The following is a 26,489-nucleotide window of genomic DNA, read 5'->3' on the forward strand; positions in this document are numbered from 1 at the left end:
ACATGTCATTCCCACTCTCGCGACGCACCCTGCTCGGCGGTGGACTCGGCCTTGCAGCAGGCGGACTCGTTCTTCCGGCCCTCACCCGGCCCGCACTCGCAGCGTCCAGCGGGCCGGTCAGCGACGCCCAGGTGTACGGAGCTCCGACCGTGAGCCCGCTCGTGTGGCAGCGGGCCGACCCGTTCGTGACCCTGCCGGTCAACGGCACGTACTACTTCACCGGCTCCGTGCCGGAGTACGACCGGATCATCGTCCGCGGGGCCGACACGATCGCGGGCCTCGGCTCCGCGGCCGAGTCGGTCGTGTGGCGCCGTCCGAGCACCGGTCAGACGGGTGGCCACATCTGGGCACCCGAGCTGCACCGGATCGACGGTCGCTGGTACATCTACTTCGCGGCCGGCGACGCCGGCAACGTCTTCAACATCCGGATGTACGTCATCGAGTCGGCCCTCGCCGACCCGCGTGACCCCTCGGGGTGGAGCGCTCCGCGTCAGATCATCACGCCGTGGTCGTCCTTCGCCCTGGACTCGACGACGTTCGAGCACCTCGGCCGGCGCTACCTCGTGTGGGCCCAGAGCGAGCCCGAGATCGCAGTCAACACGAGCCTCTACATCGCCGAGATGGCCTCGCCGTTCGCGCTCGCCACCGCCCCGGTGCGGATCGCCACCCCGACGAAGTCGTGGGAGACCGAGGGCTTCAAGGTGAACGAGGGCCCCGCCGTGCTCGTGCGCAACGGGCGCGTGTTCATCACCTTCTCGGCAAGCGCGACGGACTCGCGCTACTGCATGGGGCTGCTCACCGCCGACGCCCGGGCGAACCTGCTCGACTGGCGGTCGTGGAGCAAGAGCCCCGACCCGGTCTTCACGACGAACGAGCAGACGAAGCAGTACGGCCCCGGCCACAACAGCTTCACCGTGGCCGAGGACGGCGTCACCGACGTCATGGTCTACCACGCCCGTGACTACAAGGACATCGTCGGCGACCCGCTGTACGACCCGAACCGGCACGCGCGGGCCCAGCGGCTCTACTGGCACCCGGACGGCACGCCCCTCTTCGGGGTGCCGGTCGGGGTGGGCGGGCCCATCGTGCGGCTCTCCCCCGCCGACTCGGCGACGTCGTTCGTCCGGCACTTCGCCTACGACCTGCGGGTCGACGCCGACGTGCGCGAGCTGGCCGACAGCCAGTTCCGTTTCGTCCCGGGCCATTCCGGTGACGGCACGGTCTCCCTGCAGTCGGTCAACTTCCCCGACCGGTTCGTGCGGGTGACGAGCACCGGACTGCGCATCGACCCCGTCGAGGCGGGGAGCAGCAGGTATGCCGCCGAGGCGAGCTTCCGGCGCGAGCCCGGCCTCGCGAGCCCGAAGGGCGTGTCCCTGCAGTCGGTCTCCGCCCCGGGGTCCTACGTTCGCCACGACAAGGGTCGCCTCGTCGTGGGCTCGGCGTCGGGCTCGAAGTCGACGTTCTTCCTCGGCTGAGCGGCCGAACCACCACGCTCGAGCACAACCCCTGGGTGGCCGCGCCGGACCGGCGCGGCCACCCTCGGCCGCCCACCCCGACGACACACCCCGACCGCACACCGACCGCACACCGACCACGCACGGCAGGAGCACCTCATGGCCCGGACCGCACCCACGTCGATCGAGCTCGTCGCGGACGGCATCCGTCTCGAGGTGGTCACCGCGGGTGCGGCCGTGCGGCGGCTCGTCCTGACCGACGAGGAGCACCCTGTCGACGTGGTCCTCGGCTTCGCCGACCGAACGGCATACGGCACGGGCCTGGACTACCTCGGCGCGACGATCGGGCGTTACGGCAACCGCATCGCCGGGGCCCGGTTCGCTCTCGACGGCGCCTCGCACCGGCTCACCCCCAACGAGAACGGCAACACTCTCCACGGCGGCGCCCAGGGCTTCGACCAGCGCGACTGGACCGTCGTCGAGCAGGACGACCGGCACGTGCGGCTCGCGCTGCGCAGCCCCGACGGCGACCAGGGCTTCCCGGGCGCGCTCGACGTCACGGTGACCTTCTCGGTGGGACCGAAGCTCGTCCGCATCGACTACGCGGCGACGACCGACCGCGACACCGTGGTCAGCCTGACCAACCACGCCTACTTCAACCTCGACGGTGACGCCTCGGGCCAGGTCGACGACCACGAGCTGACCCTGTCGGCGGACGCCTTCACCGTGGCCGGAGCCCAGCTGCTGCCCACCGGCGAGCTGCGCGACGTGACTGGCACGCCGTTCGACTTCCGCCGCCCGACCCGGATCGGAGACGCGCTGGCCGCCGACGACGACCAGCTCGCCCTCGGTGGCGGCATCGACCACAACCTCGTCGTCCGCGGCTCCGGCCTGCGCCACGTGGCGACGCTGCGCGGTACGTCGGGCCGCACCCTCGTCGTCGAGAGCGACCAGCCCGGTGTGCAGGTCTACACCGGGGCACACTTCGACGGCACGGTCGTCGGGACGTCCGGCACGGCATACGGCGCCCGTGCCGGCGTCGCGTTGGAGACCCAGGGTTTCCCCGACGCCCCCAACCAGGCGGGCTTCCCGTCGACGGTGCTGCGCGCCGGTGACACCTACGCGAGCACGACCACCTGGCGCCTCGGCCGCGAGGGCTGAGGACCCGGGCGCCCTGGCACCTAGTGGCGTCGGCGGTGGCGGCGCTCCTCGTGCAGCTCGGGATGGATGTCCTCGGGCAGCTCCTCGGGCTCGGCACCCTCACCCGGACGTGCGACACCCCACCCGTCGGGTGTGATGGTGTCGACCGGCGGGTTGCCGACGAGGTGCGAGCGCTCGGCACCTTCGGGGTGGTCCCGACGGGCGCGCTCGGTGTCGTCGCGGTGCGAGTTGAGTGAGTCCATGGTGTCACCCCCGCGGCGTGAGCTTCTCGGCTCGACCATGATGAAGCCGACGACGAGGATGACGACGACGCCCAACAGGACGAACAGTCCTACTCGATCACCCATGGCACCTCCCGGGTCAGATCCGATGTCTCGAACGTACTCCGGTCGGGCGGGGAGCGGCAGCAAACGAGCACGGGACTCCCGTGCGCCAGACCCCGGGACGCGGGTCCTCAGTCGCGGTCGGCCGCGCGCTGGCGGGTGGCGCGGGCCCGAGCCACGCGGGCCTCCCTCTCGCGCACGAGGCGCGCCTTGGGGTCGTTGCTCTCGCCGAGCTGGGCAGGCCCGAAGAGCGTCAGCCCGAGCATCCGCAGTCGATACCCGATCCGGTAGCCGATGGACAGGCCCTCGCTGGACCGCTGGCTCGACATGATGTGCCTCCATTTGATTAGTACACTAACTGTTAGTGTACATGCATCTGTTGGAACCGAGAGCGAGGCGAGATGACCCAGAGCAGTGCGACCACCCGGACCGGCGCCGCACCCGACGACCTGCTCAAGCTCGACCGGCAGGTCTGCTTCGCCCTCGCCGTGGCCGCCCGCAACGTCATCGGCCTCTACCGACCCGTCCTCGAGCCGTTGGGCCTGACGCACCCGCAGTACCTCGTCATGCTGGCGCTCTGGGAGGACTCGCCCCTGACGGTCCGCACGCTCGCCCGGCTCATCAGCCTCGAGCCGGCGACCCTCTCCCCCCTGCTCAAGCGACTCGAGGCCGCCGGGCTCGTGACCCGCGAGCGCCACCCCGACGACGACCGGGCCCTCGCCATCACACTGACCGAACGCGGGCGCCGGCTGCGGGAGAAGGCGCTCGAGGTGCCGCCGCAGGTCGTCGAGCGCCTCGGGATGGGGCTCGAGGAGCTCGAGGCCCTGCGCGCAGCGCTGACCCGCGTCATCGCGGCCACCACACCGTCGGACTGACCGAACGCACCACGAGCCTCACGTGCCGCAGGGCCCGGACCGATCGGTCCGGGCCCTGCGTCGGTGTTCGTCGCGCGAGTCGGTGCTCGTCGCGCGGTCGGTGGGTGGTGGTCAGGCGGCGTCGACGACGGCGTGGTCGACGAGAGCGCGCAGCGCGTCCTGGAGGCGGCCGAAGACCTGCGGGTCGCCGAGGACGTCGGTGTCGATCGTCGTCTGCGACACCGCGATGCCGTCGAGCACGACGGCACCGGCGACGCCGGCGGAGCGGCGCGCGTCCTCATGGGCCCACTTGCCGCCATAGGGCGTCGGTGTGGCGCCGACGACCGCGAACGGCTTGCCGGAGATGGCGCCCTGGCCGTAGGGCCGCGAGAGCCAGTCGATGGCGTTGTTGAGCACGGCAGGCATCGTGCCGTTGTACTCCGGGGTGATCGCGAGGACGCGGTCAGCGCCGGAGACGGCAGCCCGCAGGTCGGCGGCGGGCGCAGGCACGTCGGCGCCGTCGATGTCCTCGTTGTAGAACGGGAGAGCACCGAGGCCGTCGATGATCTGGACCTCGACACCCTCGGGCGCCTGGTCGCGCAGGGACTCGGCGATGCGGCGGTTGACGGAGTCGGTGCGCAGGCTCCCGACGAGAACGGCGACGCGGGTGTGCGGGCTGGCAGCAGTAGTCATGCACAGCCAAACGGACCGTGGTCCGCTTATATTCCCGGGCGCCCGAGCCGGCCCCGACCTAGGATCACGAAGGTGTCCACCGAGCGCAGGCTGTTCGACCTGCACGCGCGCCCGGAGCGGCGTGACGCGGCGCGCAACCGTGAGCTGCTGCTCGACGCCGCCCACCGGCTCGTCGACAGCTGCGGTGTCCCAGCGGTGACGATGGACGCCGTCGCGGCCGAGGCCGGCGTCGGCAAGGGCACAGTGTTCCGCCGCTACGGCAGCCGCGCGGGACTGATGGCCGCCCTGCTCGACGACAGCGAGGCACGCTGGCAGGCCAAGGTCATCTCGGGCCCGCCTCCGCTGGGACCCGGCGCTCCGCCGCTCGAGCGGCTCCTGGCGTTCGGCGAGTCGCGGCTCGCCCAGAGCCTGCGCAACGCCGACCTCCTGGTCGCTGCGGCAGGCACGCACGGTCGCTCGCTGCCCGCTGTCGCGTTCTGGGCCGCCCACGTACGCCATCTGCTGGCAGAGATCGGTGTGACGGGAGACCTGCCCCTCCTCGCGATGGCCCTGCTCGCGCCGCTCGAGGTGACGGTCCTGCTCCCGCAGCTCGAGGCCGGCATCGAGCGCGAGCGCATCCTCGCGACGTGGACCGACGTCGTCGAGCGGGTCGTCCGCGCCGGCTGAGCCCGACAGCGGGCGCCTGTGCGTGCGCTGGACGCCCGCTGGGAGGCATTTTCCAGCGGGCGCCCAGAGGCTGTTCAGTGTCAAGGGGGATCGTCTCGCCCATGGGCACCCGTATCGCAGGGGCGCCGGTCCCGCAGCGTCCAGCTCGGCTGCTGACCGGCGTCTACGCGCTCGCCACGTTCGTGGCCCTGGTCCTCACGGTGCTGGCCCGCCGGCGGCCACACCCCCTCCTCGGCGAGGAGGTGTTCGGGCTCCTCAACGTGCCGGTCGCGCCGACGGTCGTGTCGGTGGTGGTGCTGGCGCTCGCGACCCGGGCACTGCTCGGGCGCAAGCGGATCGGGCTGTGGTTCGTCGCGGCTTTCCAAGTGCTCGGCATCTATGTCGGCCTCGTGGCACTCGCGCCGGGGCTGCGACTGCCGTTCACGCGGATGTGGGAGAGCCGCGGTGACCTGGGCCGCGGGCTCGACGTCGTGGCGATGGGCGTCGCCGCGGTCGCGCTCTGGCGGCTGTGGCGCATCCGGCACGACTTCACCGGTCGGCTCCAGCGCGGCTCGTGGTGGCTGGCGCTCGGTGCCCTGCTCACCGGGGCCGGCGCCACCCTCGGTCTCGCGTGGCTGCTGCTCGGCGCCGTCGGCGCCCCCGCGTCACAGGTGGAGACGTTGGTCGGGACCGTGCTGGAGGCGTTCGGCGGGGTCGGCCGCCGGGCGCTCGTGCGAGTTCCGGAGTGGGTCGTCGAGGTCGTCGCGGCGTCCGCGGGCCTGACCATCATCGCGGCGGTCCTGCTCTTCCTCGCGTCCTCCCGTCCGCGCAGCCGCTGGTCACCCGACCGCGAGGTCGCCCTGCGCCGGCTGCTCGCCCGGCACGGCGCCGACGACTCGCTCGGCTACTTCGCGACGCGGCGAGACAAGGCGTCTGTCTTCTCCCCCGACGGCCGTGCCGCGGTCACCTACCGTGTCGTCGCCGGTGTCTCGCTGGCGTCCTCCGACCCCGTCGGCCACCCCGACAGCTGGCAAGGGGCGATCGAGGCGTGGCGCGCAGAGGCGCGCGAGTTCGGTTGGGTCCCAGCGGTGCTCGGCGCGAGCGAGCGGGGAGCGAGGGCATATGCCGCCGCCGGACGCATGCGGGTACTCCTCCTCGGCGACGAGGCCGTCCTCGACCCCGCGCGGTTCGACGTGCGGCGTACGTCCATGTCACCCGTCCGCCACGCCGTGAGGCGCGCCGCGCGCGCCGGGGTCGTCGTGCGGGTGCGGCGCCAGCACGAGATCGGTCCGGGTGAGCTGGCCGAGATCGCCGACCGTGCCGAGGCGTGGCGGGCCGGCGAGACCGAGCGGGGGTTCTCGATGGCGCTCGGGCGCGCCGCAGACCCGGCCGACGGCGACGTCCTGCACGTCACGGCCCATGCTGTCCACGGCGCCCAGCCAGGAGGTGGCGGCGACCTCGTCGGCGTGCTCTCCCTCGTCCCGTGGGGTCGCTCGGGTGCGTCCCTCGACGTCATGCGCCGGTCCCCCGACGCCCCGAACGGGGTCACCGAGCTGATGGTGACCGAGCTCATGCAGAGGTGCGCGCAGCTCGGCCTGCGCCGCATCTCGCTGAACTTCTGCATGTTCCGGGCCGTCTTCGAGGACGCGGAGCGGATCGGGTCGGGCTCCCTCACCCGGGTCGGCGCGTCCGTCCTCGGGCTCCTCGACCGGTTCTGGCAGCTCGAGCGGCTCTACCGGTCCAACGAGAGGTACGCGCCGGCGTGGCAGCCGCGCTTCCTCTGCTACGACGACGCCGTGTCGCTGCCCCAGGTCGCCTTCGCCGCCGGCGCCGTCGAGGGCTTCCTCCCCTGGCCCTCTCGGAGCCCCGCCGGCATCGACCTCGACGCCGACCACCTGGCCCAGATCGCAAGTGCCACAGACGAACCCGTCGACCCGGAATCCTGCAGCCCGCGCAGGACCGAACAGGTCCGCCACCGCATCGCCACCCTGGACCGGATGCGGGCAGCCGGGTTCGAGGCCTATCCCGCCGGCGCGACGACGGTACTGACCACGCCGATCGGCGACCTCCCTGGGGCCGGGGCCACCGCCGAGCGGCTCTCCGTCGTCGGGCGCGTCCGCGACCTGCGTGACCACGGCGGCGTTGCCTTCGTGACACTCGTCGAGGGGGCCGACGCGATCCAGGTCGTCCTCGAGGCGGCCCGTATGGGCCGGCCGTGCCTCGACGCCTTCACGTCGTTCGCCGACGTCGGCGACCTCGTGCGCGTGGACGGCGCGACCGGCGTGTCCCGCTCCGGCACCCCGAGCCTGCTCGCGACGACGTGGCGCATGGAGGCGAAGGCGCTGCACCCACTGCCGTTCCGGTCCTTCGAGGACCCCACGGCGCGTGCACGGCAGCGCACGACAGACCTGCTCGTCCACCCGCGTGACGTCGCACTCCTGCGTCGGCGCTCCGCCGTCGTCGCCTCGATCCGGCGCACACTGGGCGACGCGGGCTTCCTCGAGGTCGAGACGCCGATGCTCCACACCGTCCATGGCGGCGCGAGCGCGCGGCCGTTCCGGACGTTCAGCAACGCGTACGGCATCGACCTGTCACTGCGGATCGCGCCGGAGCTGCACCTCAAACGGCTCCTCGTCGCCGGCCTCGGGCCGGTCTTCGAGCTCGGCCGCAACTTCCGCAACGAGGGCGCCGACGCGACGCACAACCCCGAGTTCACCTCGCTCGAGGTCTACCAGCCGCACGCCGACTACACGACGATGCGAGACCTCACCGAGCGACTGGTCAAGGCGGCCGCACGAAGCGTCCACGGCCGGGAGGTCATCCCGCTGCCGAACGCCGACACCGTGCGCGCCGGGACGGACGGAGTGGCCCTCGTCGACGTCAGCGGCGAGTGGCCCGTCGTGAAGGTCCTCGACGCGGTGTCGGCGGCCGTCGGTCGCCGCATCACGCTCGACACCGACATGGACGTGCTCCTGGGTCTGGCCGGCGAGCACGGCATCGCACTGAGGCCCGAGATGCGGGCGGGCGCCGTCATCGAGGAGCTCTACGCCGAGCTTGTCGAGCCGGCCACCCTGCACCCCACCTTCTACACCGACTTCCCTGTCGAGACCTCCCCGCTGACCCGGTCGCACCGCACCGAGGCGGGTCTCGTCGAGCGCTGGGACCTCGTGGTCGCGGGCATGGAGGTGGGCACCGCCTACAGCGAGCTCACGGACCCGGTCGACCAGCGGGCCCGGCTCACCGAGCAGTCGCTCAGGGCCGCCGCCGGAGACCTCGAGGCGATGGAGGTCGACGAGGACTTCCTGCACGCGCTCGAGCTCGGGATGCCACCCAGCGGTGGCCTCGGCATCGGGGTCGACCGGCTCGTGATGCTGCTGACCAACACCCCCATCCGCGCGGTGCTGACCTTCCCCTTCGTGCGGCCGCTCCCCGAATGCGGCGCCGACCGGGAGGTGGGCGTGGCATGGAGCTGACCGACACGAGCCTGCTCGTCGTCCTCGCCGTCCTCGCCGTCACCGTCTTCGTGCTCGTCGTCGCAGGACTCCCCCGGCGGGGCACGACCGTCGTGCGCGCCGTCGTCCGAGGTGGTCAGGTGATCGTGCTCAACCTGCTCGTCGTCGCCCTCTGCGGGGCGGCGCTCAACGACGAGTACCTCTTCTACTCGAGCTGGGGCGACCTCGCCGGCTCGGGCTCCGCCTCCGTGCAGGTGCACCACGGCGCCGGCTCGCCCGAGGTCGTCTCGGCCGACGTGCACGGGCCCGGCCTGCGCGGCATCCTGACGCCGAAGGTCCTGCCCCCGCTCCCACAACCGCACTCGCGGCTGCAGACGTACACGGTCGTCGACCGCCGGGCGGCCGCCGAGGGACAGGTGTACGTCTACCTTCCCGTCGGCTACGACCCGCGCTCGCCACGCACCTACCCGGTCATCCTGGGCCTGCACGGCTTCCCGAGCGGACCGAAGGGCTTCCTTCGGCTCAACTTCCTCCGCAGCATCGACGCGCTGACCGCCGAGCACCGCCTCGCGCCCTCGGTCGTCGTCGTCCCACGCATCGACACACCGGCCAGCCTCGACACGGAATGCGTCAACGGTGCCCCCGGGGAGCCACAGACGGATACCTGGCTCTCGCACGACATCCCGTCGTGGGTGGTCCGGCACTTCCGCGTCCAGCGCACGCGGACGGCCTGGGCCGCCCTCGGCTACTCCTACGGCGCCTGGTGCGCAGCGTCCCTGTCGATGCGCCACCCGGACGTCCTCGGCGCCGCGGTCGTCCTGCTCGGCTACTTCCGCCCGGACTTCAGCCCGGACTACGACCCGCTCACGAGGGCCACGGAGGACGGCTACGACCTCGTCACGCTGTCGCGCACCGACCCACCGCCCGTCGCGATGTGGGTGCTCACCTCGCGCGAGGACCCGCTGTCCTACCCGACGACCTCGAAGTTCCTCAGCGTCGCCCGAGCGCCGCTCGACGTCACCGCGACCGTCCTCGCCCACGGGGGCCACCGCGACTCCGTCTTCACGCCTTTCGTCCCCGCATCGTTGCTGTGGCTTGCCCGGACGATGCCGCCCTTCCGTGGCTGACGCTCGCCCGCACCACGGCGCCGCGCTGCTCGTCGGGGTCATCGCCTACGTCGCGCTGGCGGTGACAGGGCTGCTGGTCGCACCCGGGACGTCACCCACCGGGCGTCCGGCCGAGCACGGCGGAACGGCATACGGCAGCACGCCGCCGACCACTGCACGCTCGCGGCCGCCGGGACCACTCACCCTCGTCGGGCTCGGTGACTCGGTGCCTGCCGCGACGACGTGCGACTGCAACGGCTTCGTCGAGCAGCTCGGCACCAGGCTCACGGCACTCACGGGCCGCCACTGGGAGGTGCACAACGACGCCAACGGCGGGTGGACGACCGCCGACGTGGAGGACGACCTGCAGGCCGCCTCGACGCGCGACGACCTCGCGCGGGCCGACCTCGTCGTCGTCGAGGTCGGTGCCAACGACTTCGACCTCGACCGCGTCGACGACCCCGCGTGCCTTCCCGCCTCCTCCTCCGGATGCTGGTCGGCGACGCTGCAGCGTCTGCGCGACGGGCTGACCCGCATCATCGACCACATCAGGCACCTCGACGCGCGGCCGGACCTCCGGGTCGCCGTCCTCGGCTACTGGAACGTCACGGTCGACGGGTCGGTCGGCACCGCGCTCGGCGAGGACTTCGTCCTGGGCAGCGACGCCCTGACGCGCCTCGTCAACGGCTCGGTCGCGGCGGTGGCCTCGTCGACCGGCGCGCTCTACGTCGACGCGTACACGCCGCTCAAGGGCGTCGACGGCACGCGCGACCCCACGGGCGACCTCCTGGACGACGGTGACCACCCCAACGCGAAAGGCCACAGGCTCCTCACGACGGCCGTCGTCGACAGCCTCGAGGACGCCGGGGCCGTCCTGGCCTGGCGCCGCGTCTGACCGCATCGACGGGACTCCGATCCCATACCCCTTCTCGCGGGTCTTCAACTCCCGCAGGCGAGCCGGACCGACGACCGTTGACGGGAACGGCCTCGTACGGTTGCGTGGGTGGGCATGACGGTCATCGGCTTCCACTGCTCCCACGAGCAGATCGACCCCGCCCGGCTGCTGCGCGACGTACAGGCGGCGGAGGCCGCCGGGTTCACGGCGGGCATGTCCTCCGACCACCTGTCCCCGTGGAGCAGCCGTCAGGGCGAGTCGGGGTACGCCTGGAGCTGGCTCGGCGCGGCCCTGGCCACGACGTCGCTGCCCTTCGGTGTCGTCACGGCTCCCGGCCAGCGCTACCACCCTGCGGTCACGGCCCAGTCGATCGCGACGCTGGGACAGATGTTCCCCGGCCGGTTCTGGGCGGCGCTCGGTTCCGGTGAGGCGTCGAACGAGCGGGTGACCGGGGCGGTCTGGCCGCGCAAGGAGGTGCGCGACGCGCGACTCGTCGAGTGCGTCGACGTCATCCGGCGCCTCCTCGCCGGCGAAGAGGTCAGCCACGACGGCCTCGTCACCGTCAACCGTGCGCGGCTGTGGACGCTCGCCGACCCGGTGCCGGACCTCGTCGGGCCTGCCGTCACGCCCGCGACCGCCGGCCGCCACGCGTCGTGGGCGGACGGCCTGATCACGGTCAACCAGCCGCACGAGACCCTGCGGCAGGTGCTCTCGGCCTACCGCGACGCCGGCGGACGCGGACCCGCACGGCTGCAGATCCACCTCAGCTGGGCGAGTACCGAGGAGGAGGCGCTCCACGTGGCCCACGACCAGTGGCGCAGCAACGTGCTCGGTCCTCCCGTCGCCTGGGACACCGAGAGCGTCGAGGCCTTCGACCTCATCGGCGAGTCCGTCACGCCCGGGCAGGTGCGCGAGGCGGTGCTCGTCTCCTCCGACCTGGGCCGCCACGCACAGTGGCTTCAGGAGTACGTCGAGATGGGGTGGGACGAGCTCTACCTGCACTTCGTCGGGCAGCACCAGGCACCGTTCATCGACGCGTTCGGCACGCGCGTGCTGCCGCAGCTCGCCCCGAGCTCCCCTGCGCCGCAGGGCGGCTCGACCCCGCGCCCACAGGAGGTCCGATCATGAGGATGAGCGACACCGGCGACATCTGGTGGAAGAACGCGGTCGTCTACTGCGCCGACGTGGAGACGTTCCACGACTCGAACGGCGACGGCATCGGCGACCTGCGCGGGATGACCGACCGGATCGAATACCTCGCCGACCTCGGCGTGACCTGCCTCTGGCTCATGCCGTTCTACCCGACGGCTCGCAAGGACGACGGCTACGACATCACCGACTTCTACGGCGTGGACCCGAAGCTCGGCACCCTCGGCGACTTCGTCGAGCTCGTCCGGACGGCTCGCGCCCACGGGATCCGGGTCATCATCGACTTCGTCATGAACCACACGTCGGACAAGCATCCGTGGTTCAAGTCCGCACGCCGCAGCCGCGAGGACCCCTACCGCGACTACTACGTGTGGAGCCGCACCCGGCCGAAGTCGAGCAAGAAGGACGTTGTCTTCCCGGACCAGGAGGACAGCATCTGGGACCGCGACGAGAAGACCGGCGACTACTACCTCCACCACTTCTACAAGCACCAACCCGACCTCAATGTCGCCAATCCGGCTGTGCAGGAAGAGATCTCCCGCACGCTTGGCTTCTGGCTCGAGCTCGGCGTATCCGGCTTCAGGGTCGATGCCGTGCCGTTCCTCTTCGCGCGCGACGGCGTGCCCGGCGTCCAGGACGCCGACGCGTTCAACCCCGACCGCTACCTCGGCGACGTGCGGTCCTTCGTCACCCGACGGCTCGGCGACGCCGTGCTGCTCGGCGAGGTGAACCTGCCGTACGAGGAGCAGCGCCGTTTCTTCGGCGGCGACGACGGCGACGGGCTCACCATGCAGTTCGACTTCATCGGCATGCAGCGGCTCTACCTGTCACTCGCGCGCGGTGACGCCGGACCGCTCGCCGAGGCCCTGCGTGAACGACCGGCCCTCGATGTCACGAGCCAGTGGGCGAGCTTCGTGCGCAATCACGACGAGCTCACCCTCGACAAGCTGTCGGTGCCCGAACGCCGCGAGGTCTTCGACGCGTTCGGGCCCGAGCCGGGCATGCAGCTCTACGACCGGGGCCTGCGACGCCGACTGCCGACGATGCTCGGCGGTGACGAGCGACGCATCCGCCTCGTCTACTCCCTCATGTTCTCGCTGCCCGGCACGCCGGTCCTCTTCTACGGCGAGGAGATCGGGATGGGCGAGAACCTCGACGTCCCCGGCCGGCTGGCCGTGCGCACCCCGATGCAGTGGGCTCCAGGCCCGTACGGCGGGTTCACCTCCGGGACCCCGCGCCGGCTCACGCGACCCATGCCGGACGGGCTGTGGGGCCCTGACCGGGTCAACGTCGCCGACCAGCGGCGCGACCCCGACTCGCTCTGGTGGTTCATCCGTGGGCTCGTGCGGCGGTACCGGCAGCTCCCTGAGAGCGGCTGGGCGACGGTCGAGGTGCTCGACCACCCGGCCGCATCGGTGCTCGCCCACGTGAGCCGCAGTGACGAGTGGATGATGCTCGCCGTCCACAACCTCGGGCCGGATGGGGCGGTCGTGCCGCTGACCGTCCCCGACCCGCCCGACGGCGCGCGGCTCGTCGACGTCCTGGGCGAACGCCGTGAGACGCCGCTCGACAGCTCCGGAGCCATCGAGGTCGAGATCGGCCCCTACGGCTACCGCTGGCTCCTCGTGGCCCGCCCCGGGGAGGACCCGCTCGTGTGACGCCGGGGCCGTGATCCGCCCTCGGACCTCGTGTCGAAGTCGATGCGAGGGTCGGCGAGAGGCGACCTGCCGTAGACGAGGCAGAACGGGTGGCCGACGGGGTCCAGGAAGACGCGGTAGCCAGTCTCGGGCGACCCGGGCGCCCGTCGCGCCCCGAGCGCAAGGACGCGCGCCTCCGCGACGTCGACGTCGTCGACGCGGATGTCGAGGTGCACCTGCTGGGGGTGCTCGGGGTCCGGCCACTCCGGGGGGACCCACGTGGCGGCGCGCTGGAAGGCGAGCTCACGCATACCGGCAGCGCGGCCCAGCACGACCCAGTCCGGCGCGTCCTCGAGGACGCGCATCCCGAGGAAGCGAGCGTAGAACGCCGCGAGCGTGCGGGGATCGGGACAGTCGATGACCGGCTTCTCGAGCTGGGCTCTCATGTCTGCCGACCCTCGAGCGGCGCCCTGCCCCGTCGGGACGCCTCTCCGTCTGGCATCAGTGGTTGCGCAGAGCCGAGATGAGCTGCGACTTGTTCATCGACGAACGGCCCTCGATGCCGATCTCCCGCGCCCGCTTCATCAGCTGGTCCTTCGTCATGTCCTCGTAGTCGCCGGCCTTCCCACCCTTGCGGCCGACCGAGGAGCGCGAGGTGGCGGCGGCCGCGTTCGCGATGCGGGCGGCCTTCTCCTTGCTCGCCCCCTCGTCGCGCAACGACTCGTAGAGGTGCTTGTCCTTGACCGATGGTCCCGGGTTGCGGCGTGGCATGGGTTCCTCCTAGTCAGACGGGCTCCAATCGGCACATACCCACCTCCGCGACGGCGTCACCGGCCATCACCCGGTGTCACCCGGCCTCACGCGGCGACACGCGGTCCCCGCCGTCACCCGTGTCACTCGTTGGTGCGCGAGGCGGCCCGGTCACCCAACCTCGTGAGCCGGTCGACGATGCGTGAGCCCAGCTGTCGACGCGCGGTCCGACCCTCGACGAGAGCCGCCCCGCCGCGAGCGGGGCTGCCCGGCAGCAGCCGACCCGCGACGCCCATGAGGCGCGTCGTCGTCCCCGGCGCCAGGCCACGGACACGGATCCCCGCCCACGCGAGCGGGGTGAGCACGACCATCGGCCGGCCGGAGAGGATCCCGTGCACGATCCGACGCGCGGCTCGCTCGGCGTCCATGGAGAGCAACGGCATCGACGCCGCCGGCGCGAACCACGCGTACTCCTTGCCCGCCTCGCCACCGAACTGCGCGTGGACGTGCCCACCCGTCCGCATGAGGCCCGGTACGACGGTCGTGGCCGTCACGCCCGTGCCGCTCAGACCAGCGGCCAGCCCGTCGGAGAACCCGACAGCGGCGAACTTGGCTGTGGCATAAGGCAGCAGGTGTGGCGGTGAGACCATCCCCCCGATCGACGTGATGGTCCCGATGCGGCCGCGTCCACGCCGCCGCATCGCCGGCAGCACGGTCATCGCGGCGTGGATCGGACCCCAGGCCATCGTGTCGACGGCTTCCTCGAAGTGTTGGAGCGTGAGGGACTCGAGCGGCGCGACCTGGATGATCCCGGCGACCGTGACCATGACCTCGATCGGCCCGAGGTCGCGCTCGACCATGCCGACGAGGGCTCCGACCTCATGGCGGTCCCGGACGTCGCACACCTCGACCGTCACGGTGCCGTAGTCAGCGAGGAGGCCGCGAGCCGACGCGAGCTCGTCGGCGTCCCTGGCACCGACGACGACGCGATGCCCCCGACGGAGCAGCTCGCGAGAGATGAGCAGACCCAGTCCTCGCGAGCCGCCGAGGACGACCGCCACCGGTGCGGTGTCGGCACTGCCGGTGGCCCGGACGCCGCCCGCGGGCGGCTCTGTGTCGTGCGCGTCGACCATGGTGCTCCTCGTCGTCGAGTCGTCTGGCGGACATGGGTGGATCCATGAGCCGATGGGTAGGTGCTGCAGCATGAAGGCACTGACCTGGCACGGCATCGAGGACGTCCGCATCTCCGACGTACCCGACCCGAAGATCGCCAACCCGACCGATGCCGTCGTGCGGGTGACGTCGACGGCGATCTGCGGCTCCGACCTGCACCTCTACGGCGTGCTGGCGCCCTACCTCGAACCGGGCGACATCCTCGGCCACGAGTTCATGGGCATCGTCGAGCAGGTGGGTCCGGAGGTGGCCACGCTCGCCGAGGGCGACCGGGTGGTCGTCCCGTTCAACATCTCCTGCGGCAGGTGCTGGATGTGCCAGCGCGGGCTGTTCGCGCAGTGCGAGACGACGCAGAACACCCATGCGGGCAAGGGAGCCAGCCTCTTCGGCTACACGAGCCTCTACGGGGCCGTGCCAGGCGGGCAGGCGGAGTACGTCCGCGTGCCACACGCCGACTTCGGGCCCATACAGATCCCGCACGACAGGCCCGACGAGCGCTTCCTCTACCTCTCCGACATCCTCCCGACGGCGTGGCAGGCGGTGGACTACGCCGACGTGAACGGCAACGACACGCTCGCGGTGCTGGGCCTCGGCCCCGTGGGCCAGCTGGCCGTGCGCTCAGCCCTGCACCGCGGAGTCGGACGCGTCATCGGCGTGGACCTCGTCCCCGACCGCATCGAGCTCGCGCGCCGCCACGGGGCCGAGGTGCTCGACGCCTCGGACACCGACGTCGTCGAGGCCCTGCGCGACCTCACGGAGGGACGCGGGCCCGACGCCGTCATCGACGCCGTCGGCATGGAGGCCCATGGGAACGCCGTGTCGGAGAAGGTGATCAGCGCGACCAGCCGGCTGCCCAAGCCGCTCGCCCGAGGAGCGATAGAGCACGTCGGCATCGACCGCCTCGCGGCCCTGCACACCGCCATCGCAGCCGTGCGCCGCGGGGGCACGCTGTCGATCAGCGGCGTCTACGGCGGCATGGCCGACCCGATGCCGATGATGGAGCTCTTCGACAAGGGACTGACGATCCGCGTGGGCCAGTGCCACGTGCGGCGCTGGAGCGACGAGCTGCTCGACATCGTCAGCGCCGACGCGGACGTGCTCGGGCTCGAGGGGCTCGCGACCCACCGGGCACCCCTCGCGGACGCCCCGGACCTCTACCGCCTCTTCCAGGAGAAGGGGGACCAGTGCCTCAAGGTCGTGCTCAGCCCGTGACGCGCCCGGCTCAGGCGAGCTGCTCCCGGGCGACCGCGAGATCGGCGACAAGGGCCTCGAGGTCTACGTCGCGCTGCCGTGAGCGGAGCACCGACGACGGGTGGGCGGTCGCGACCACGAACTCAGGCGTTCGCTCCACCGGCCACCCGTCAGTCGGCCACTCCAGCCGCCGGCCGCGCTCAGCGCCCACGCGGAACGACGGCCCGTAGAGCGCCTGACCCGCGGTGGCGCCGAGCACGACGACACCGCGCGGCGCGATCAGCTCCAGCTCGCCGAGCAGCCACGGCTCGCAGGCCGCGACGTGCCAGCGCGAGGGTGACTTGTGGATGCGCTTGGAGTCGCGGCGCTCGTGGCGGAAGTGCTTGACGACGTTGGTCCGGTAGACCCGGTCGCGTGCCAGGCCCGCCGCGTCGAGAGCCTGGTCGAGCAGCCTGCCCGCGGGGCCGACGAACGGCCTTCCCGCGACGTCCTCGCGGTCACCCGGTTGCTCGCCGAGCAGCAGCAGCTCGGCCCCGAGCGGCCCCTCGCCCATCACGGCCTGAGTGGCGTCGCGGAAGAGCCCGCAGCCGCGGCAGGCCTGCGCGGCGTCGTCCAGCTCGGCCACGCTCCTCGGGTGCTCGGGCACCCACTCAACAGCCCCCGGCCCGTCCCGACCCGTCGCAGCCATGGTCAGAAGACCGCTCCACCGCCCGTGACACCCAGGACGGTGCCGGACACGTAGCTCGCGTCGGAGGGCGAGGCGAGGAAGACGAAGGCGGGTGCGACCTCTCCGGGCTGTCCGGCGCGGCCCAGGGGGGTGTCCGAGCCGAACGTCTCGATCTTCTCCGCCTCTCGCGTGGCCGGCTGCAGCGGCGTCCAGATCGGGCCGGGCGCAACAGCGTTGACACGAATCCCCTTGGGCCCGAGCGCTGCCGCCAGGTTGACCGTGAGATTGTTGAGTGCCGCCTTCGTGGCGGCGTAGTCGAGCAGCGCCGGCGAGGGGTCGTAGGCCTGGATCGAGGTCGTGTTGATGATCGACGACCCCGGGCCCAGGTGTGGAAGGGCCGCCTGGCAGAGCCAGATCACCGCGTGCAGGTTCGTACGCATGACGCGTTCGACGTGCTCGGGCTGCAGGCCCTCGAGGCCCTCGGGGCCGCGGTCCCAGTGGTAGCCGGCGTTGTTGACGAGGATGTCGAGCCCGCCGAGCTCCCGCACGGCGTCGGCGACGACCTGCATACACTCCTGGCGGCCGACGATGTCCGCCGGCAGGAGCACGCCGCGACGCCCGGCCTTCGTCACCCACGCGAGGGTGTCCTCGGCGTCCGACTGCTCCGCGGGCAGGTAGTTGATGGCGACGTCAGCCCCCTCACGCGCGTACGCGATGGCGATGGCACGACCGATGCCGGAGTCTCCACCGGTGATCAGGGCGCGCTTGCCCTCGAGGCGGCCATGACCCACGTAGGTCTGCTCACCGTGGTCGGGCACGGGGTTCATCTCGCTCGTCAGCCCCGGCGGTTCCTGCTGCTGCGCCGGGAAGCCGCCCTTGTCGTCGTGACGCACGAGCTCTTCGGCGCGGTCGGCGATCTCGGACATCGTTCGTGCCTTTCGGATCGGGTGGTTGTCTGTGCCTGTGGTGCACCTACCCGATGACCGCGCGGCGCACGCATGTCGGGACCATCGCCACCGCGGGCGGTTGGCCGCGCCCGGTCGTCCGGCTTCAGTCGTCGGACGTCGTCACGTCGTGTGGCATGCCGACCGGCTTCGACTCCGGCGAGCCACGCTCCCGCAGGTAGATCGCGAAGACGGCCATCGAGCCGATGGCGAGCATCTCGGACTGCCAGTTCTGCAGGGTGCGGGACCAGAAGTCCGGGCTGACGAGGTAGTCCCCGAAGCCGACCGGGTCGAGCAGGTCGCGCATGCGCTCCTCGCTGTCGGCGACTCGGCCGGTGACGGCCTGGGCGAGCCACGAGAGCACGAAGACCGTGCCCATGACGAGGACGAGCGAGTGCGAGTAGACCCTGCGACGCCACCCGCCGACCTTCGCCCACCGCGGCGAGTCCGGGCGGGCGAACCGTCCGAGCAGCTGCTGCTCGTTCGTCTCGCGTCCCTCCTCTCCCGGCTTCTTGGACTCCGACGACCCACGCTGCACGAGCCACACCGTGAGCAGGATGTAGAGGACGAACTGGAGGTACTCGGACTGCCAGTTCTCCACGAGGTCGACCGAGAACGACGACGACGTGACATAGGTGGCGAGCGAGATCTCCTGGAGCGCAGCCGTTCTGGCGGACTCGTTGTAGCCGGCGAGGCCCCAGACGGCCTGCCCGGCGACGAAGAGCACCAGGAGCAGGCCGAAGACGATGGTGAGGCTGTTGTGGCGCCACGCCGCGCGCGCACCGCGCTCGTGCGCAGTCATCGGCCGGCCAGCCCGACGACGAGTGCCAGCAGGAGCCCGGTGGCGATCACCACTGCATACAGCGTGAACATCACCTTCATGTCAGTCTCCCTCCACCGTGCAGTGGTACGGCACGGCGGCGTCGGTGGACTGCCGCTCGCACCCGGCCGCCGTGACGCGCCAGCCCGCGTCGAACCGGGCGAGGAAGACGACCTGGTCTCCGAGGACCACCTGGGCGGAGCGACCCGCGACCGTGGCGCCGCTGACGTCGCCCCCCACGGGTGGCTGGGAGTCGTCGAGGCCCTTGCTGCACTCACCGTCGCCGTCCTCCGCGAGGTGCTCGAACGTCCGGGGGGCGAGGAGCTCGCACGCCCGTTCGGGGTCCGAGCGGACCAGCGTGAGGAACGAGCGGGCGGCATCGACCGCTGCCGGCTCCTCGGTCGAGGCGCACCCGCCCAGGACCACGGCCAAGGGGACGAGCAGGCTTGTCACGACACGAAGGTGCGGCATGTCGTGGATGTACCCAGACGCCACCACGACCGAACAGCCGCAAACGAACGCGTCGACCGATGCGACGTGGATCCGAGTCACAGCACGGCCACAGCCAACCATTGCAAGTTCTGCGATGCCGTGGCACTTTGGTGAGGTCAGAGCGGTCCAATCACAGCGCCGACTCCGTCATCCGCATCGAACACGGAGATGAGTCATGGCGCAGTACCCGATCCACCCTCGCCTCTCCTTCGCCGAGCGTGACGCCGAGACGACCGAGCTGTTCGGTCGCCTTGCTACGGCCACCCCGGAGGAGTCGGAGCAGATCGTCGAGCAGATCGTCCACCTCTACCTCGACCTCTGCTCGACCATGGCCGGCCGCTACGACGGGCGCGGCATCGAACACGACGACCTCGTCCAGGTCGCGCGTCTCGCGCTCGTCAAGGCCGTCAGACGCTACGAGCCGGGGCACGCCCCGTCGTTCGCCGCCTATGCGGTGCCGACGATCAGTGGCGAGCTCAAGCGGTGGTTCCGGGACCGTGGCTGGGTCGTGCGACCGCCACGCCGGCTCCAGGAGCTGCGGGCGGACGTACAGTCCGTTCGCGAGAGGCTCGAGCAGGAGCTCGGCGCGACGCCGTCCGACGTCGACCTCGCCGAGGCCACGGGTGCGTCTGTCGATGACATTCGCGAGGCCGCTTCCGCCGCAACAGGTTTCAGGCCGTTGTCGCTCGACTGCGGCCCCGCCGACGACGAGCGGCCCGGGCTGTCCGCCTACCTCGCCTGCCCCGACGGCGAGATGGAGACGGCCGACGACCGGGTGTGCCTGGCCGAGGCGTTGGTCGAGCTCGACGACGACGAACGTGAGCTTCTCCTCCTTCGCTACGTCGACGGGCTGACCCAGCGCGAGATCGGCGAGGCACGCGGGGTGAGCCAGATGCAGGTGTCCCGCACGCTGCGCAGGATCACGGTACGGCTCCACGACTACCTGGCGGAGCCGACAGAGCCGGAGGACATCAGCACCGCCTCCTGAGCCACCAACGGCGCGGCGGCGTCAGTGCGGTGAGCCTTGCCGTCGCTCGGCAACCGGAGTCCAATGGGATGACCGAGCCTGACGTCCCGGGGTGTTTGGTTCGCAGGTCTGCCGGTCAAAACAGGCGCCGGCAGGCCGCGGGGCGGAGCCCCTTTCGCGATGCCGCTCACGGCTGCCGGGGACCACCACGCAGCCGCGCGTCCATCACTCGTCGATGGTCGCGTCGCGGTGCCGGGTAGGTGCACTGAAGCAGCCACTCGAGGAGACCGCCATGAGCTCGCCCTGTCGACCACCCTGTCGACCACCATGTCGACCAACCTGATCTATCTCATCGCCGGAGCGGCGATGCTTCTCGCTCTCGTCCTGCCCACGGTCCTCGACCGGCATGCCGCGTCGGCCGCGATGGTGCTCCTCGTCCTCGGCATGGCGATCGGCCTGCTCCCCCTTCCGGACGGGATGCGCCTCGACCCCGTCGCGATCCGCCCCCAGGTCGAACGCGTCACCGAGTTCACCGTGCTCGTGGCACTCATGGGTGTGGGCCTGGCCATCGACCGCTCCTTCGAATGGCGCAGCCGCACGGCGTGGGCGTCGTGGTCGCCCACGTGGCGCCTGCTTGCTGTCGCCATGCCGCTGACGATCGTGTCGGTGGCCCTGCTCGGGTGGGCGCTGGGAGTCGCGCCCGCGGCGGCACTCCTGCTCGGCGCCGCACTGTCTCCGACGGATCCGGTGCTCGCGAGCGATGTCCAGGTGGAGGGGCCGAAGGTCGAGGACGCCACCGACGTCGACGAGGACGAGGAGGGAGCGGCCCTCGGCGAGCCGGTCGACGAGAAGGACGACGTGCGCTTCGCCCTGACGTCGGAGGCGGGTCTCAACGACGGTCTCGCCCTGCCCTTCGTCACGGCGGCCGTCCTGCTCGCCTCCGCCGGCGGCGTCTCGGAGTGGGGGCTGCGCTGGGTCGCGTGGGACCTCGTCGCCAAGGTCGTCGTCGGCGTCGTCGTCGGCGTGGCCGTCGGCTGGGGCCTGGCCCGCATCGCCTTCCGTTCGCCGCGGCGCTCGCTCCGGCTCGCCGAGCAGGGGGAGGCGCTTCTCGCGATCGCCGCCCTGGTCCTCACGTACGGCGTGAGCCAGCTCTGCGGCGGCTACGGGTTCGTCTCGGTGTTCGTGTGCGCCCTGACCCTGCGTGCCGCCGAGCGCAACCACCGCTACCACGTTTCGATGCACGAGGTCGTGCAGCGTCTGGAACGCCTGCTGACGCTGCTCATCCTCCTCGTGCTCGGCATGGCGGTGACCAAGGGGGTGCTCGGTGAGCTGGACTGGCGCGGTGTCGCCATCGCCCTCGCGCTGGTCTTCGTCGTGCGTCCCCTCGCCGGGTGGGTGAGCCTCAGTCTCCGGCCCCGTCGGGCCGGGCTGCCGGGCGGCCTGGGGCGTCGGGAGATGCTCGCGACCGCGTTCTTCGGGGTGCGCGGGGTCGGCTCGCTCTACTACCTCGCCCTCGCTGCCGGTGAGTACAGCTTCTCGGACGAACGCTGGCTGTGGTCGACGGTGGCCTTCACGATCCTGCTGTCGGTCACGGTCCACGGCACGCTCGCGACCCCGGTCATGCGCTCCCTGGACCGTCGTCGCGAGCGGGCAGGCGTCGCCGAGTCGGTGTGACGACGGCCGGCTGTCGCGCCGGGCGACGGCCTGTAACGGACGCTGCGTCCTTGCGATGGTGTGGGTGAGGCGGCACCCGATCCCCCGAGCGGGTGCCGTCTCCCTGTGCCCGGCGCCCCACCCGGTCCGCGGCGAGGTCTCGGTCCCCGTCGTGCTGGCGCCTCGGCGCCACCGGGAGGGCGACGTCACCGCCGCCCCTGACTGGTTGAAGAGCGACGATGGCGCCAGTCCTCCTCTACCCACCCTGCTGGCACAACAACGCCAGGGCGAGCGCGGACCGAGCCCCGGGCGAGCCCGACACGCGAGGTACTTCCCGGCGCCGCCCGCTTTGGGCACAATGTCGCACGGCGACCTGCATCCGCGCAGGCAGGGAGGAGCACGATGCAGGCCGACGGTGCCGAGGCGCTCGACCTGCCTGCGATCGCACCGCCGGATCCCTTGTGGTTCCCCGCGCTCGACCCGGCCCGCACCTCGACATCCCCGTCGACACCCGCCTCGGAGCCGGGCAGTGCGCCCGAGACCCGTCTGCGCAGCCAGCTGCGCCGCGAGCTCGGGGCCGGGTTCCGCAAGGCGGTCGGCCTCACCGCGCTCGGCACGGTCCTGCCGGGGGCGGGCCTGACGCAGACCCGCAGCCGGTTCCTCGGCTGGGTGGTCCTCGGGGTCACACTCGTCGTCGCGGCGGCCGGCGCGTACGCGGTGCTGACGACCGGCGTGACGGCCGCGGCCCTGTCCGTCGTCGCCCGCCCGGAGCTGCTGAAGGCGGCTGTGGTCGCCATCGTCGCCTGGGGCGCGATCTGGTGCGTGTCGATCGTCCTGACGGCTGTTCAGGCCCGGCCCCGGACCCTCGATCGCGCTCGCACCCGCACGCTCGCGGCGTTCACGACGCTGATGGTGCTGCTCGTCGGTGGCGGCTCGTACAAGGCGGCCGAGTACGCCTTCATCACCCAGGACACCGTCACCGAGGTCTTCTCGGCGCCGCCGCCGACACCCGGCCAGGGTGCGCAGGTCGCGCAAGGTGAGGACCCGTGGGCGAAGCAGGCCCGCGTCAACCTCCTGCTGCTCGGCTCGGACGCCGGGTCCAACCGCATCGGCACCCGCACCGACTCGATGATCGTCGCGAGCATCGACACGAGGTCGGGACGCACGACGCTCATCTCGATGCCCCGCAACCTCCTGTACGCCCCGCTGGCCGAGGAGAGCCCGCTCCTCGACCGCTACCCGTCCGGGCACTTCGGCCAGCCCGAGTCCACGTGCTCACAGAACAGCCCGGGCGTGACGGGCCAGTGCATGCTGACGAACCTCTACAACGAGGCCGAGACGTACGCCGAGTCGCACCCGGAGGCGTACCCGCAGGGCGTCGTGCCCGGCCGGGAGGAGATCCGTGGCGCCGTCGAGCAGATCGTCGGTCTCGACATCGACCATGTGGTCGTCATCGACCTCAAGGGCTTCTCGCTGCTCATCGACGCGATGGGTGGGCTCGAGATCAACGTCAAGAACGCCGGCACCGGGCAGCCGCTGCCGATCGGCGGGAAGGTCGGCCCGGACCACCAGATCTACGGCGTCAAGGAGTACTTCAAGCCGGGACTCCAGCACCTCGACGGGTGGCACTCACTCTGGTACGCCCGCTCGCGTGCCGCCGACAGCGACACCTACCGCCAGGCGCGGCAGCGCTGCGTGGTCGAGGCGATCGTCGAGCAGGTCAACCCGGCCGAGATGGTCGGACAGTACCCGCAACTGGCGCGGATCGCCCGCGACAACATCTTCACCGACATACCCGCGCAGAGCCTGCCCGCGTTCGTCGAGCTCGTCGAGCGTGCACAGCGGTCGGCGGTCAACAGCGTCACGCTCACCGCCGAGGACGGCGTCGAGTCGTGGGACCCCGACTACGCGAAGATCCGCAAGCTCGTGAAGAAGGGCATCGCGAAGCCCAAGCCGAAGCCGACGCCCTCAGCGACGACGACGCCCGGTGAGGACCCGACCTCCGGGGCGACGACGCCGAAGCCCACATCCACACCGAGCCCCACGACGACGCCGTACTCGCAGTGCTGAGGGCGAGGGCTGACCCCCGACGTGGCCGGTCAGGCGCTCACATCTCCTCGTGGGTGTCGGGGTCGCCCCCGAAGAGCCGGCCGTCCTCGCGCGCGAGGCCCGAGATTGCGGCGACCTCGTCGTCGGTCAGCTCGAAACCGAAGATGTCGAGGTTGGCGCGCTGGCGCTCGGGGTCGGCGGACTTCGGCAGCGGGAGCACCCCCAGCTGCACGTGCCAGCGCAGGATCGCCTGCGCCGGCGTCACGCCGTGCGCCTGCGCCGCTGCCGCGACGGGGTCGGCACCGAAGGGGGCGTTGCGCTTGCCGAGCGGGCTCCACGCCTCGGTGCGGATGCCGAGCTCGGCGTGCGCCTCACGCAGGCGCTCCTGCGGGAAGAGCGGGTGGAGCTCGATCTGGTTGACGACGGGGACGACGCCCGTCGCGTCGATGACGTCGGCGAGGTGCTTCTCGGTGAAGTTGCTGACACCGACGGAACGCACCAGGCCGCGCTCACGGCATTCGACGAGGGCCGTGTATGCCTCGACGTAGAGGCCGACGCTCGGGTTGGGCCAGTGGATGAGGGCGACATCGACCTGCTCGATGCCGAGCCTCTCGAGCGAGCCCTCGACCGAGGCGACCGCTTGGTCGAACGCGTGGTCGCGGCCCGGGACCTTCGTCTGGATGCGCAGCTCGTGGCGCGCGACCCCCGAGCGGCGGATCGCCTCGCCGACCTCGGACTCGTTGCCGTAGTTGACCGCAGTGTCGAGCAGCCGGTAGCCGTTCTCGATGGCGGAGACCATCGCCCGGATGCCGTCCTCCCCCGTCAGCGGGTAGGTGCCGAACCCGATGGCGGGCATCGTCGTACCGTCGTGGAGCGTGTGCGCCGGAACCGTCGTCATGGGCCCAACCTACGCACCCGGGTTCAACGCTGGCGAGGTCTGATCCATACCACCGCACGTACGACCGTCACGGGCCGATGATCGTCGGAGCCGTCGTGGGCCCTCACGCGGCCGCGGGCACTCTCCGGCTCGTTCCACGCGACTGAGCCGCGTAGCAGTCAGCGGCGTCAGCGGGTCGGCTGCAGGTCGCGCGCCACCACGTCGATCTCGACCGGGAGCAGCTTCTCGCCCTCGATGTCGATGTCGTGCATCGTGGCCCACGTCGGCATCGACCCCCTGCTCGCTGACGTCGACGACGAGACACTGCGGGCGCAGCTGCTCGACCTCGGACCGTCGATGCTGGTCGCCTCCCAGCGCGATGCGAGGCCCTTGGGCTGACCGGCTGGCAGCCAAGTGCTGGCGCACGACGGCACCGCGCTCAGAATGGGGGTGGGTCGTCGGGCGGCGCGTGGGACGAGTCTTCGGCCGACGCGCCAGACCGTTCGTCGAGTGCTTCTCGAGGTGGCTCGTCGGGCGGTGAGGCCGGTGGGCTGGAGCCGGGATCGCGTAGCGCTTCGCGCCAGTCCCTCGGGTAGGTGATGTACTCCCGGCCGGCGAGGCTGGTCCACCGCAGCCCGTCAACCTCGACCCGCTCGACCGTCCACGCCCCCGCGGTCTTGCCGTTGTGGCACACCCGGCTCAGCGACTCGAAGTTCGAGACACGCGTCTCACCCCGCGGCCACGGCACCACGTGGTCCAGGTCGCACCGCTCCGCCGGCACCTGACACCCCGGCGCCCGACACACCCCGTCCACCGCGCGCACCTGCGCGACCATCGCCGCCGTCGGCCGATAACAGTCGGTCGAGAGCTCCAACGCCCGGCCGGAGTCGACCTCGACCGCGAGCCGCTGCCACACCGACCCGGCCGCGGTCATGATCCACCGCGCGTGCCCCGCCGTGACCCAGCCATGGCCCGGGATCTCACACGCGGCATCGGACACCCCGGCCGCGACCTCGAACGGCACCACGATCCGAACCACCGCCGCCGGCGCCTGCCCCAGCAGCCGCGCATACACCGGCGGCACACCGGACGTCCCGGGACCGGCGGTCACAGTGCCCGGCGGTGACGCACCAGGTCGTGAGTCGCCCTCCGCCGGGAGCGTGTCGGGCGGGACGGTGCCGTACAGGGCCAGGTCACACAACACATCACTACGCAGCTGCTCCAACGAGCGCCCGTCCCCCGCCGCCCGCGCGGCCCGCGCCAACGCATCCGCCCGGTCCAGCACCCCGACCACCCGCTCCGCCGACGCGACCACCGTGAAGACGCCCATGCCGTCCTCGACGAGCCGGCCATACGCCGTACGCCGACGCGCCGCGGAACGCCGCCGCTCGTCCAGACCTCGCGCGTCCACCGACCGCACACACCGCCGCAGCCGCGTCGCGAACAACCGCTGCGAAGCCACCGACCCATCCGGCGCCGGCGCCAGCACCGCCGCCTCCAGCCCCGGCAGCACCGCCTCGTCCAGCAGCCGCGTCTC

25 protein-coding genes are annotated in these 26,489 nt (G+C 71.6%); 13 read left to right on the forward strand and 12 right to left on the reverse strand.

Features of this window, described 5'->3' with window-relative positions; genetic code table 11:
* Positions 1 to 2 precede the first annotated feature (2 nt).
* Both H9I49_RS21165 and H9I49_RS21170 read left to right on the forward strand, forming a co-directional pair.
* A complete protein-coding gene (locus H9I49_RS21165; protein ID WP_188032378.1) occupies positions 3 to 1,475 on the forward strand; it encodes a family 43 glycosylhydrolase in 1,473 nt (490 codons plus the stop codon).
* A gap of 138 nt (positions 1,476 to 1,613) precedes the next feature.
* Positions 1,614 to 2,615 carry an aldose epimerase family protein gene (locus H9I49_RS21170; protein ID WP_188032379.1) on the forward strand — a complete coding sequence of 334 codons (1,002 nt, stop codon included), beginning with the start codon at positions 1,614 to 1,616 and terminating at the stop codon, positions 2,613 to 2,615.
* A gap of 20 nt (positions 2,616 to 2,635) precedes the next feature.
* On the opposite strand, the gene H9I49_RS21175 is transcribed toward H9I49_RS21170, so the two are convergent.
* Positions 2,636 to 2,962, reverse strand: a complete 327-nt coding sequence (locus H9I49_RS21175) for a hypothetical protein (protein ID WP_188032380.1) — start codon at positions 2,960 to 2,962, stop codon at positions 2,636 to 2,638.
* Positions 2,963 to 3,069: 107 nt separating this feature from the next.
* Complete coding sequence (locus H9I49_RS21180) at positions 3,070 to 3,267, reverse strand: hypothetical protein (protein ID WP_188032381.1); 198 nt, start codon at positions 3,265 to 3,267, stop codon at positions 3,070 to 3,072.
* Between the two features lie 72 nt (positions 3,268 to 3,339).
* Here H9I49_RS21180 and H9I49_RS21185 point away from each other — a divergent pair, with 72 nt between their 5' ends.
* Complete coding sequence (locus H9I49_RS21185) at positions 3,340 to 3,813, forward strand: MarR family winged helix-turn-helix transcriptional regulator (protein WP_188032382.1); 474 nt, start codon at positions 3,340 to 3,342, stop codon at positions 3,811 to 3,813.
* Between the two features lie 111 nt (positions 3,814 to 3,924).
* On the opposite strand, the gene H9I49_RS21190 is transcribed toward H9I49_RS21185, so the two are convergent.
* Positions 3,925 to 4,485: an NADPH-dependent FMN reductase gene (locus H9I49_RS21190; RefSeq protein ID WP_188032383.1), complete on the reverse strand. Its 561-nt coding sequence runs from the start codon at positions 4,483 to 4,485 to the stop codon at positions 3,925 to 3,927.
* A 72-nt stretch (positions 4,486 to 4,557) separates the two neighbouring features.
* Between H9I49_RS21190 and H9I49_RS21195 the strand changes: the two genes are divergently transcribed.
* The 6 genes from H9I49_RS21195 to H9I49_RS21220 all read left to right on the forward strand — a co-directional run bounded on the left by H9I49_RS21195 (position 4,558) and on the right by H9I49_RS21220 (position 13,390).
* Positions 4,558 to 5,151: a TetR/AcrR family transcriptional regulator gene (locus H9I49_RS21195; protein ID WP_188032384.1), complete on the forward strand. Its 594-nt coding sequence runs from the start codon at positions 4,558 to 4,560 to the stop codon at positions 5,149 to 5,151.
* Positions 5,152 to 5,252: 101 nt separating this feature from the next.
* Entirely contained in the window at positions 5,253 to 8,603 is a 3,351-nt protein-coding gene (gene lysX / locus H9I49_RS21200) for a bifunctional lysylphosphatidylglycerol synthetase/lysine--tRNA ligase LysX (protein ID WP_188032385.1), read from the forward strand.
* Complete coding sequence (locus H9I49_RS21205) at positions 8,594 to 9,709, forward strand: esterase family protein (protein ID WP_188032386.1); 1,116 nt, start codon at positions 8,594 to 8,596, stop codon at positions 9,707 to 9,709. Before lysX ends, H9I49_RS21205 begins: the two co-directional genes overlap by 10 nt.
* Positions 9,702 to 10,583 (forward strand): SGNH/GDSL hydrolase family protein, encoded by an 882-nt coding sequence (locus tag H9I49_RS21210; protein WP_188032387.1) that lies wholly within the window; start codon positions 9,702 to 9,704, stop codon positions 10,581 to 10,583. The genes H9I49_RS21205 and H9I49_RS21210 overlap by 8 nt, the downstream gene beginning before the upstream one ends.
* A gap of 114 nt (positions 10,584 to 10,697) precedes the next feature.
* Positions 10,698 to 11,711: a TIGR03885 family FMN-dependent LLM class oxidoreductase gene (locus tag H9I49_RS21215; RefSeq protein ID WP_188032418.1), complete on the forward strand. Its 1,014-nt coding sequence runs from the start codon at positions 10,698 to 10,700 to the stop codon at positions 11,709 to 11,711.
* Positions 11,708 to 13,390 carry an alpha-amylase family protein gene (locus H9I49_RS21220; RefSeq protein ID WP_188032388.1) on the forward strand — a complete coding sequence of 561 codons (1,683 nt, stop codon included), beginning with the start codon at positions 11,708 to 11,710 and terminating at the stop codon, positions 13,388 to 13,390. Before H9I49_RS21215 ends, H9I49_RS21220 begins: the two co-directional genes overlap by 4 nt.
* Here the strand turns inward: H9I49_RS21220 and H9I49_RS21225 are convergent.
* The 3 genes from H9I49_RS21225 to H9I49_RS21235 form a co-directional block, all read right to left on the reverse strand.
* Complete coding sequence (locus H9I49_RS21225) at positions 13,342 to 13,815, reverse strand: VOC family protein (protein WP_188032389.1); 474 nt, start codon at positions 13,813 to 13,815, stop codon at positions 13,342 to 13,344. The genes H9I49_RS21220 and H9I49_RS21225 overlap by 49 nt on opposite strands.
* Positions 13,816 to 13,870: 55 nt before the next feature.
* Positions 13,871 to 14,140 (reverse strand): Rho termination factor N-terminal domain-containing protein, encoded by a 270-nt coding sequence (locus H9I49_RS21230; protein ID WP_188032390.1) that lies wholly within the window; start codon positions 14,138 to 14,140, stop codon positions 13,871 to 13,873.
* Positions 14,141 to 14,262: 122 nt separating this feature from the next.
* The gene (locus H9I49_RS21235; protein ID WP_188032391.1) at positions 14,263 to 15,252 is read right to left on the reverse strand and encodes an SDR family oxidoreductase; all 990 of its coding nucleotides are present in this window, start codon (positions 15,250 to 15,252) and stop codon (positions 14,263 to 14,265) included.
* A 70-nt stretch (positions 15,253 to 15,322) separates the two neighbouring features.
* Between H9I49_RS21235 and H9I49_RS21240 the strand changes: the two genes are divergently transcribed.
* Complete coding sequence (locus tag H9I49_RS21240) at positions 15,323 to 16,504, forward strand: zinc-dependent alcohol dehydrogenase (RefSeq protein ID WP_188032392.1); 1,182 nt, start codon at positions 15,323 to 15,325, stop codon at positions 16,502 to 16,504.
* 10 nt (positions 16,505 to 16,514) lie between these two features.
* Here H9I49_RS21240 and H9I49_RS21245 read toward each other — a convergent pair whose 3' ends face one another.
* The 4 genes from H9I49_RS21245 to H9I49_RS21260 form a co-directional block, all read right to left on the reverse strand.
* Positions 16,515 to 17,108 carry a UdgX family uracil-DNA binding protein gene (locus tag H9I49_RS21245; protein ID WP_370587688.1) on the reverse strand — a complete coding sequence of 198 codons (594 nt, stop codon included), beginning with the start codon at positions 17,106 to 17,108 and terminating at the stop codon, positions 16,515 to 16,517.
* A 65-nt stretch (positions 17,109 to 17,173) separates the two neighbouring features.
* Positions 17,174 to 18,076: an SDR family oxidoreductase gene (locus H9I49_RS21250; protein WP_188032394.1), complete on the reverse strand. Its 903-nt coding sequence runs from the start codon at positions 18,074 to 18,076 to the stop codon at positions 17,174 to 17,176.
* A gap of 124 nt (positions 18,077 to 18,200) precedes the next feature.
* Entirely contained in the window at positions 18,201 to 18,896 is a 696-nt protein-coding gene (locus tag H9I49_RS21255; protein WP_188032395.1) for a DUF6766 family protein, read from the reverse strand.
* Between the two features lie 81 nt (positions 18,897 to 18,977).
* Positions 18,978 to 19,367, reverse strand: coding sequence for a hypothetical protein (locus H9I49_RS21260; protein ID WP_188032396.1), 390 nt, complete (start codon positions 19,365 to 19,367; stop codon positions 18,978 to 18,980).
* Between the two features lie 214 nt (positions 19,368 to 19,581).
* Here H9I49_RS21260 and H9I49_RS21265 point away from each other — a divergent pair, with 214 nt between their 5' ends.
* The 3 genes from H9I49_RS21265 to H9I49_RS21275 all read left to right on the forward strand — a co-directional run bounded on the left by H9I49_RS21265 (position 19,582) and on the right by H9I49_RS21275 (position 24,096).
* Positions 19,582 to 20,394 (forward strand): sigma-70 family RNA polymerase sigma factor, encoded by an 813-nt coding sequence (locus tag H9I49_RS21265; protein WP_188032397.1) that lies wholly within the window; start codon positions 19,582 to 19,584, stop codon positions 20,392 to 20,394.
* Positions 20,395 to 20,700: 306 nt separating this feature from the next.
* Positions 20,701 to 22,047 carry a cation:proton antiporter gene (locus H9I49_RS21270; RefSeq protein ID WP_188032398.1) on the forward strand — a complete coding sequence of 449 codons (1,347 nt, stop codon included), beginning with the start codon at positions 20,701 to 20,703 and terminating at the stop codon, positions 22,045 to 22,047.
* A 381-nt stretch (positions 22,048 to 22,428) separates the two neighbouring features.
* Complete coding sequence (locus H9I49_RS21275; protein WP_188032399.1) at positions 22,429 to 24,096, forward strand: LCP family protein; 1,668 nt, start codon at positions 22,429 to 22,431, stop codon at positions 24,094 to 24,096.
* 37 nt (positions 24,097 to 24,133) lie between these two features.
* Here H9I49_RS21275 and H9I49_RS21280 read toward each other — a convergent pair whose 3' ends face one another.
* Both H9I49_RS21280 and H9I49_RS21285 read right to left on the reverse strand, forming a co-directional pair.
* A complete protein-coding gene (locus H9I49_RS21280) occupies positions 24,134 to 24,973 on the reverse strand; it encodes an aldo/keto reductase (protein WP_188032400.1) in 840 nt (279 codons plus the stop codon).
* A gap of 418 nt (positions 24,974 to 25,391) precedes the next feature.
* Positions 25,392 to 26,489, reverse strand: a 1,098-nt coding sequence (locus H9I49_RS21285; RefSeq protein ID WP_223129057.1) for an HNH endonuclease signature motif containing protein, incomplete at its 5' end; no start/stop codon positions are given.

Source organism: Terrabacter sp. MAHUQ-38 (genome assembly GCF_014518425.1).
In the GTDB taxonomy this organism is placed as follows: Bacteria; Actinomycetota; Actinomycetes; order Actinomycetales; family Dermatophilaceae; genus Terrabacter.

What these genes read in the sequence shown, in the direction of transcription:
- H9I49_RS21165 (WP_188032378.1), top strand. Translation starts at nt 3, where the DNA reads ATGTCATTCCCACTCTCGCGACGCACCCTGCTCGGCGGTGGACTCGGC.
- H9I49_RS21170 (WP_188032379.1), top strand. Translation starts at nt 1,614, where the DNA reads ATGGCCCGGACCGCACCCACGTCGATCGAGCTCGTCGCGGACGGCATC.
- H9I49_RS21175 (WP_188032380.1), bottom strand. Translation starts at nt 2,962, where the DNA reads ATGGGTGATCGAGTAGGACTGTTCGTCCTGTTGGGCGTCGTCGTCATC.
- H9I49_RS21180 (WP_188032381.1), bottom strand. Translation starts at nt 3,267, where the DNA reads ATGTCGAGCCAGCGGTCCAGCGAGGGCCTGTCCATCGGCTACCGGATC.
- H9I49_RS21185 (WP_188032382.1), top strand. Translation starts at nt 3,340, where the DNA reads ATGACCCAGAGCAGTGCGACCACCCGGACCGGCGCCGCACCCGACGAC.
- H9I49_RS21190 (WP_188032383.1), bottom strand. Translation starts at nt 4,485, where the DNA reads ATGACTACTGCTGCCAGCCCGCACACCCGCGTCGCCGTTCTCGTCGGG.
- lysX (WP_188032385.1), top strand. Translation starts at nt 5,253, where the DNA reads ATGGGCACCCGTATCGCAGGGGCGCCGGTCCCGCAGCGTCCAGCTCGG.
- H9I49_RS21205 (WP_188032386.1), top strand. Translation starts at nt 8,594, where the DNA reads ATGGAGCTGACCGACACGAGCCTGCTCGTCGTCCTCGCCGTCCTCGCC.
- H9I49_RS21215 (WP_188032418.1), top strand. Translation starts at nt 10,698, where the DNA reads ATGACGGTCATCGGCTTCCACTGCTCCCACGAGCAGATCGACCCCGCC.
- H9I49_RS21220 (WP_188032388.1), top strand. Translation starts at nt 11,708, where the DNA reads ATGAGGATGAGCGACACCGGCGACATCTGGTGGAAGAACGCGGTCGTC.
- H9I49_RS21225 (WP_188032389.1), bottom strand. Translation starts at nt 13,815, where the DNA reads ATGAGAGCCCAGCTCGAGAAGCCGGTCATCGACTGTCCCGATCCCCGC.
- H9I49_RS21230 (WP_188032390.1), bottom strand. Translation starts at nt 14,140, where the DNA reads ATGCCACGCCGCAACCCGGGACCATCGGTCAAGGACAAGCACCTCTAC.
- H9I49_RS21235 (WP_188032391.1), bottom strand. Translation starts at nt 15,252, where the DNA reads ATGGTCGACGCGCACGACACAGAGCCGCCCGCGGGCGGCGTCCGGGCC.
- H9I49_RS21240 (WP_188032392.1), top strand. Translation starts at nt 15,323, where the DNA reads ATGAAGGCACTGACCTGGCACGGCATCGAGGACGTCCGCATCTCCGAC.
- H9I49_RS21250 (WP_188032394.1), bottom strand. Translation starts at nt 18,076, where the DNA reads ATGTCCGAGATCGCCGACCGCGCCGAAGAGCTCGTGCGTCACGACGAC.
- H9I49_RS21255 (WP_188032395.1), bottom strand. Translation starts at nt 18,896, where the DNA reads ATGACTGCGCACGAGCGCGGTGCGCGCGCGGCGTGGCGCCACAACAGC.
- H9I49_RS21265 (WP_188032397.1), top strand. Translation starts at nt 19,582, where the DNA reads ATGGCGCAGTACCCGATCCACCCTCGCCTCTCCTTCGCCGAGCGTGAC.
- H9I49_RS21270 (WP_188032398.1), top strand. Translation starts at nt 20,701, where the DNA reads ATGTCGACCAACCTGATCTATCTCATCGCCGGAGCGGCGATGCTTCTC.
- H9I49_RS21275 (WP_188032399.1), top strand. Translation starts at nt 22,429, where the DNA reads ATGCAGGCCGACGGTGCCGAGGCGCTCGACCTGCCTGCGATCGCACCG.
- H9I49_RS21280 (WP_188032400.1), bottom strand. Translation starts at nt 24,973, where the DNA reads ATGACGACGGTTCCGGCGCACACGCTCCACGACGGTACGACGATGCCC.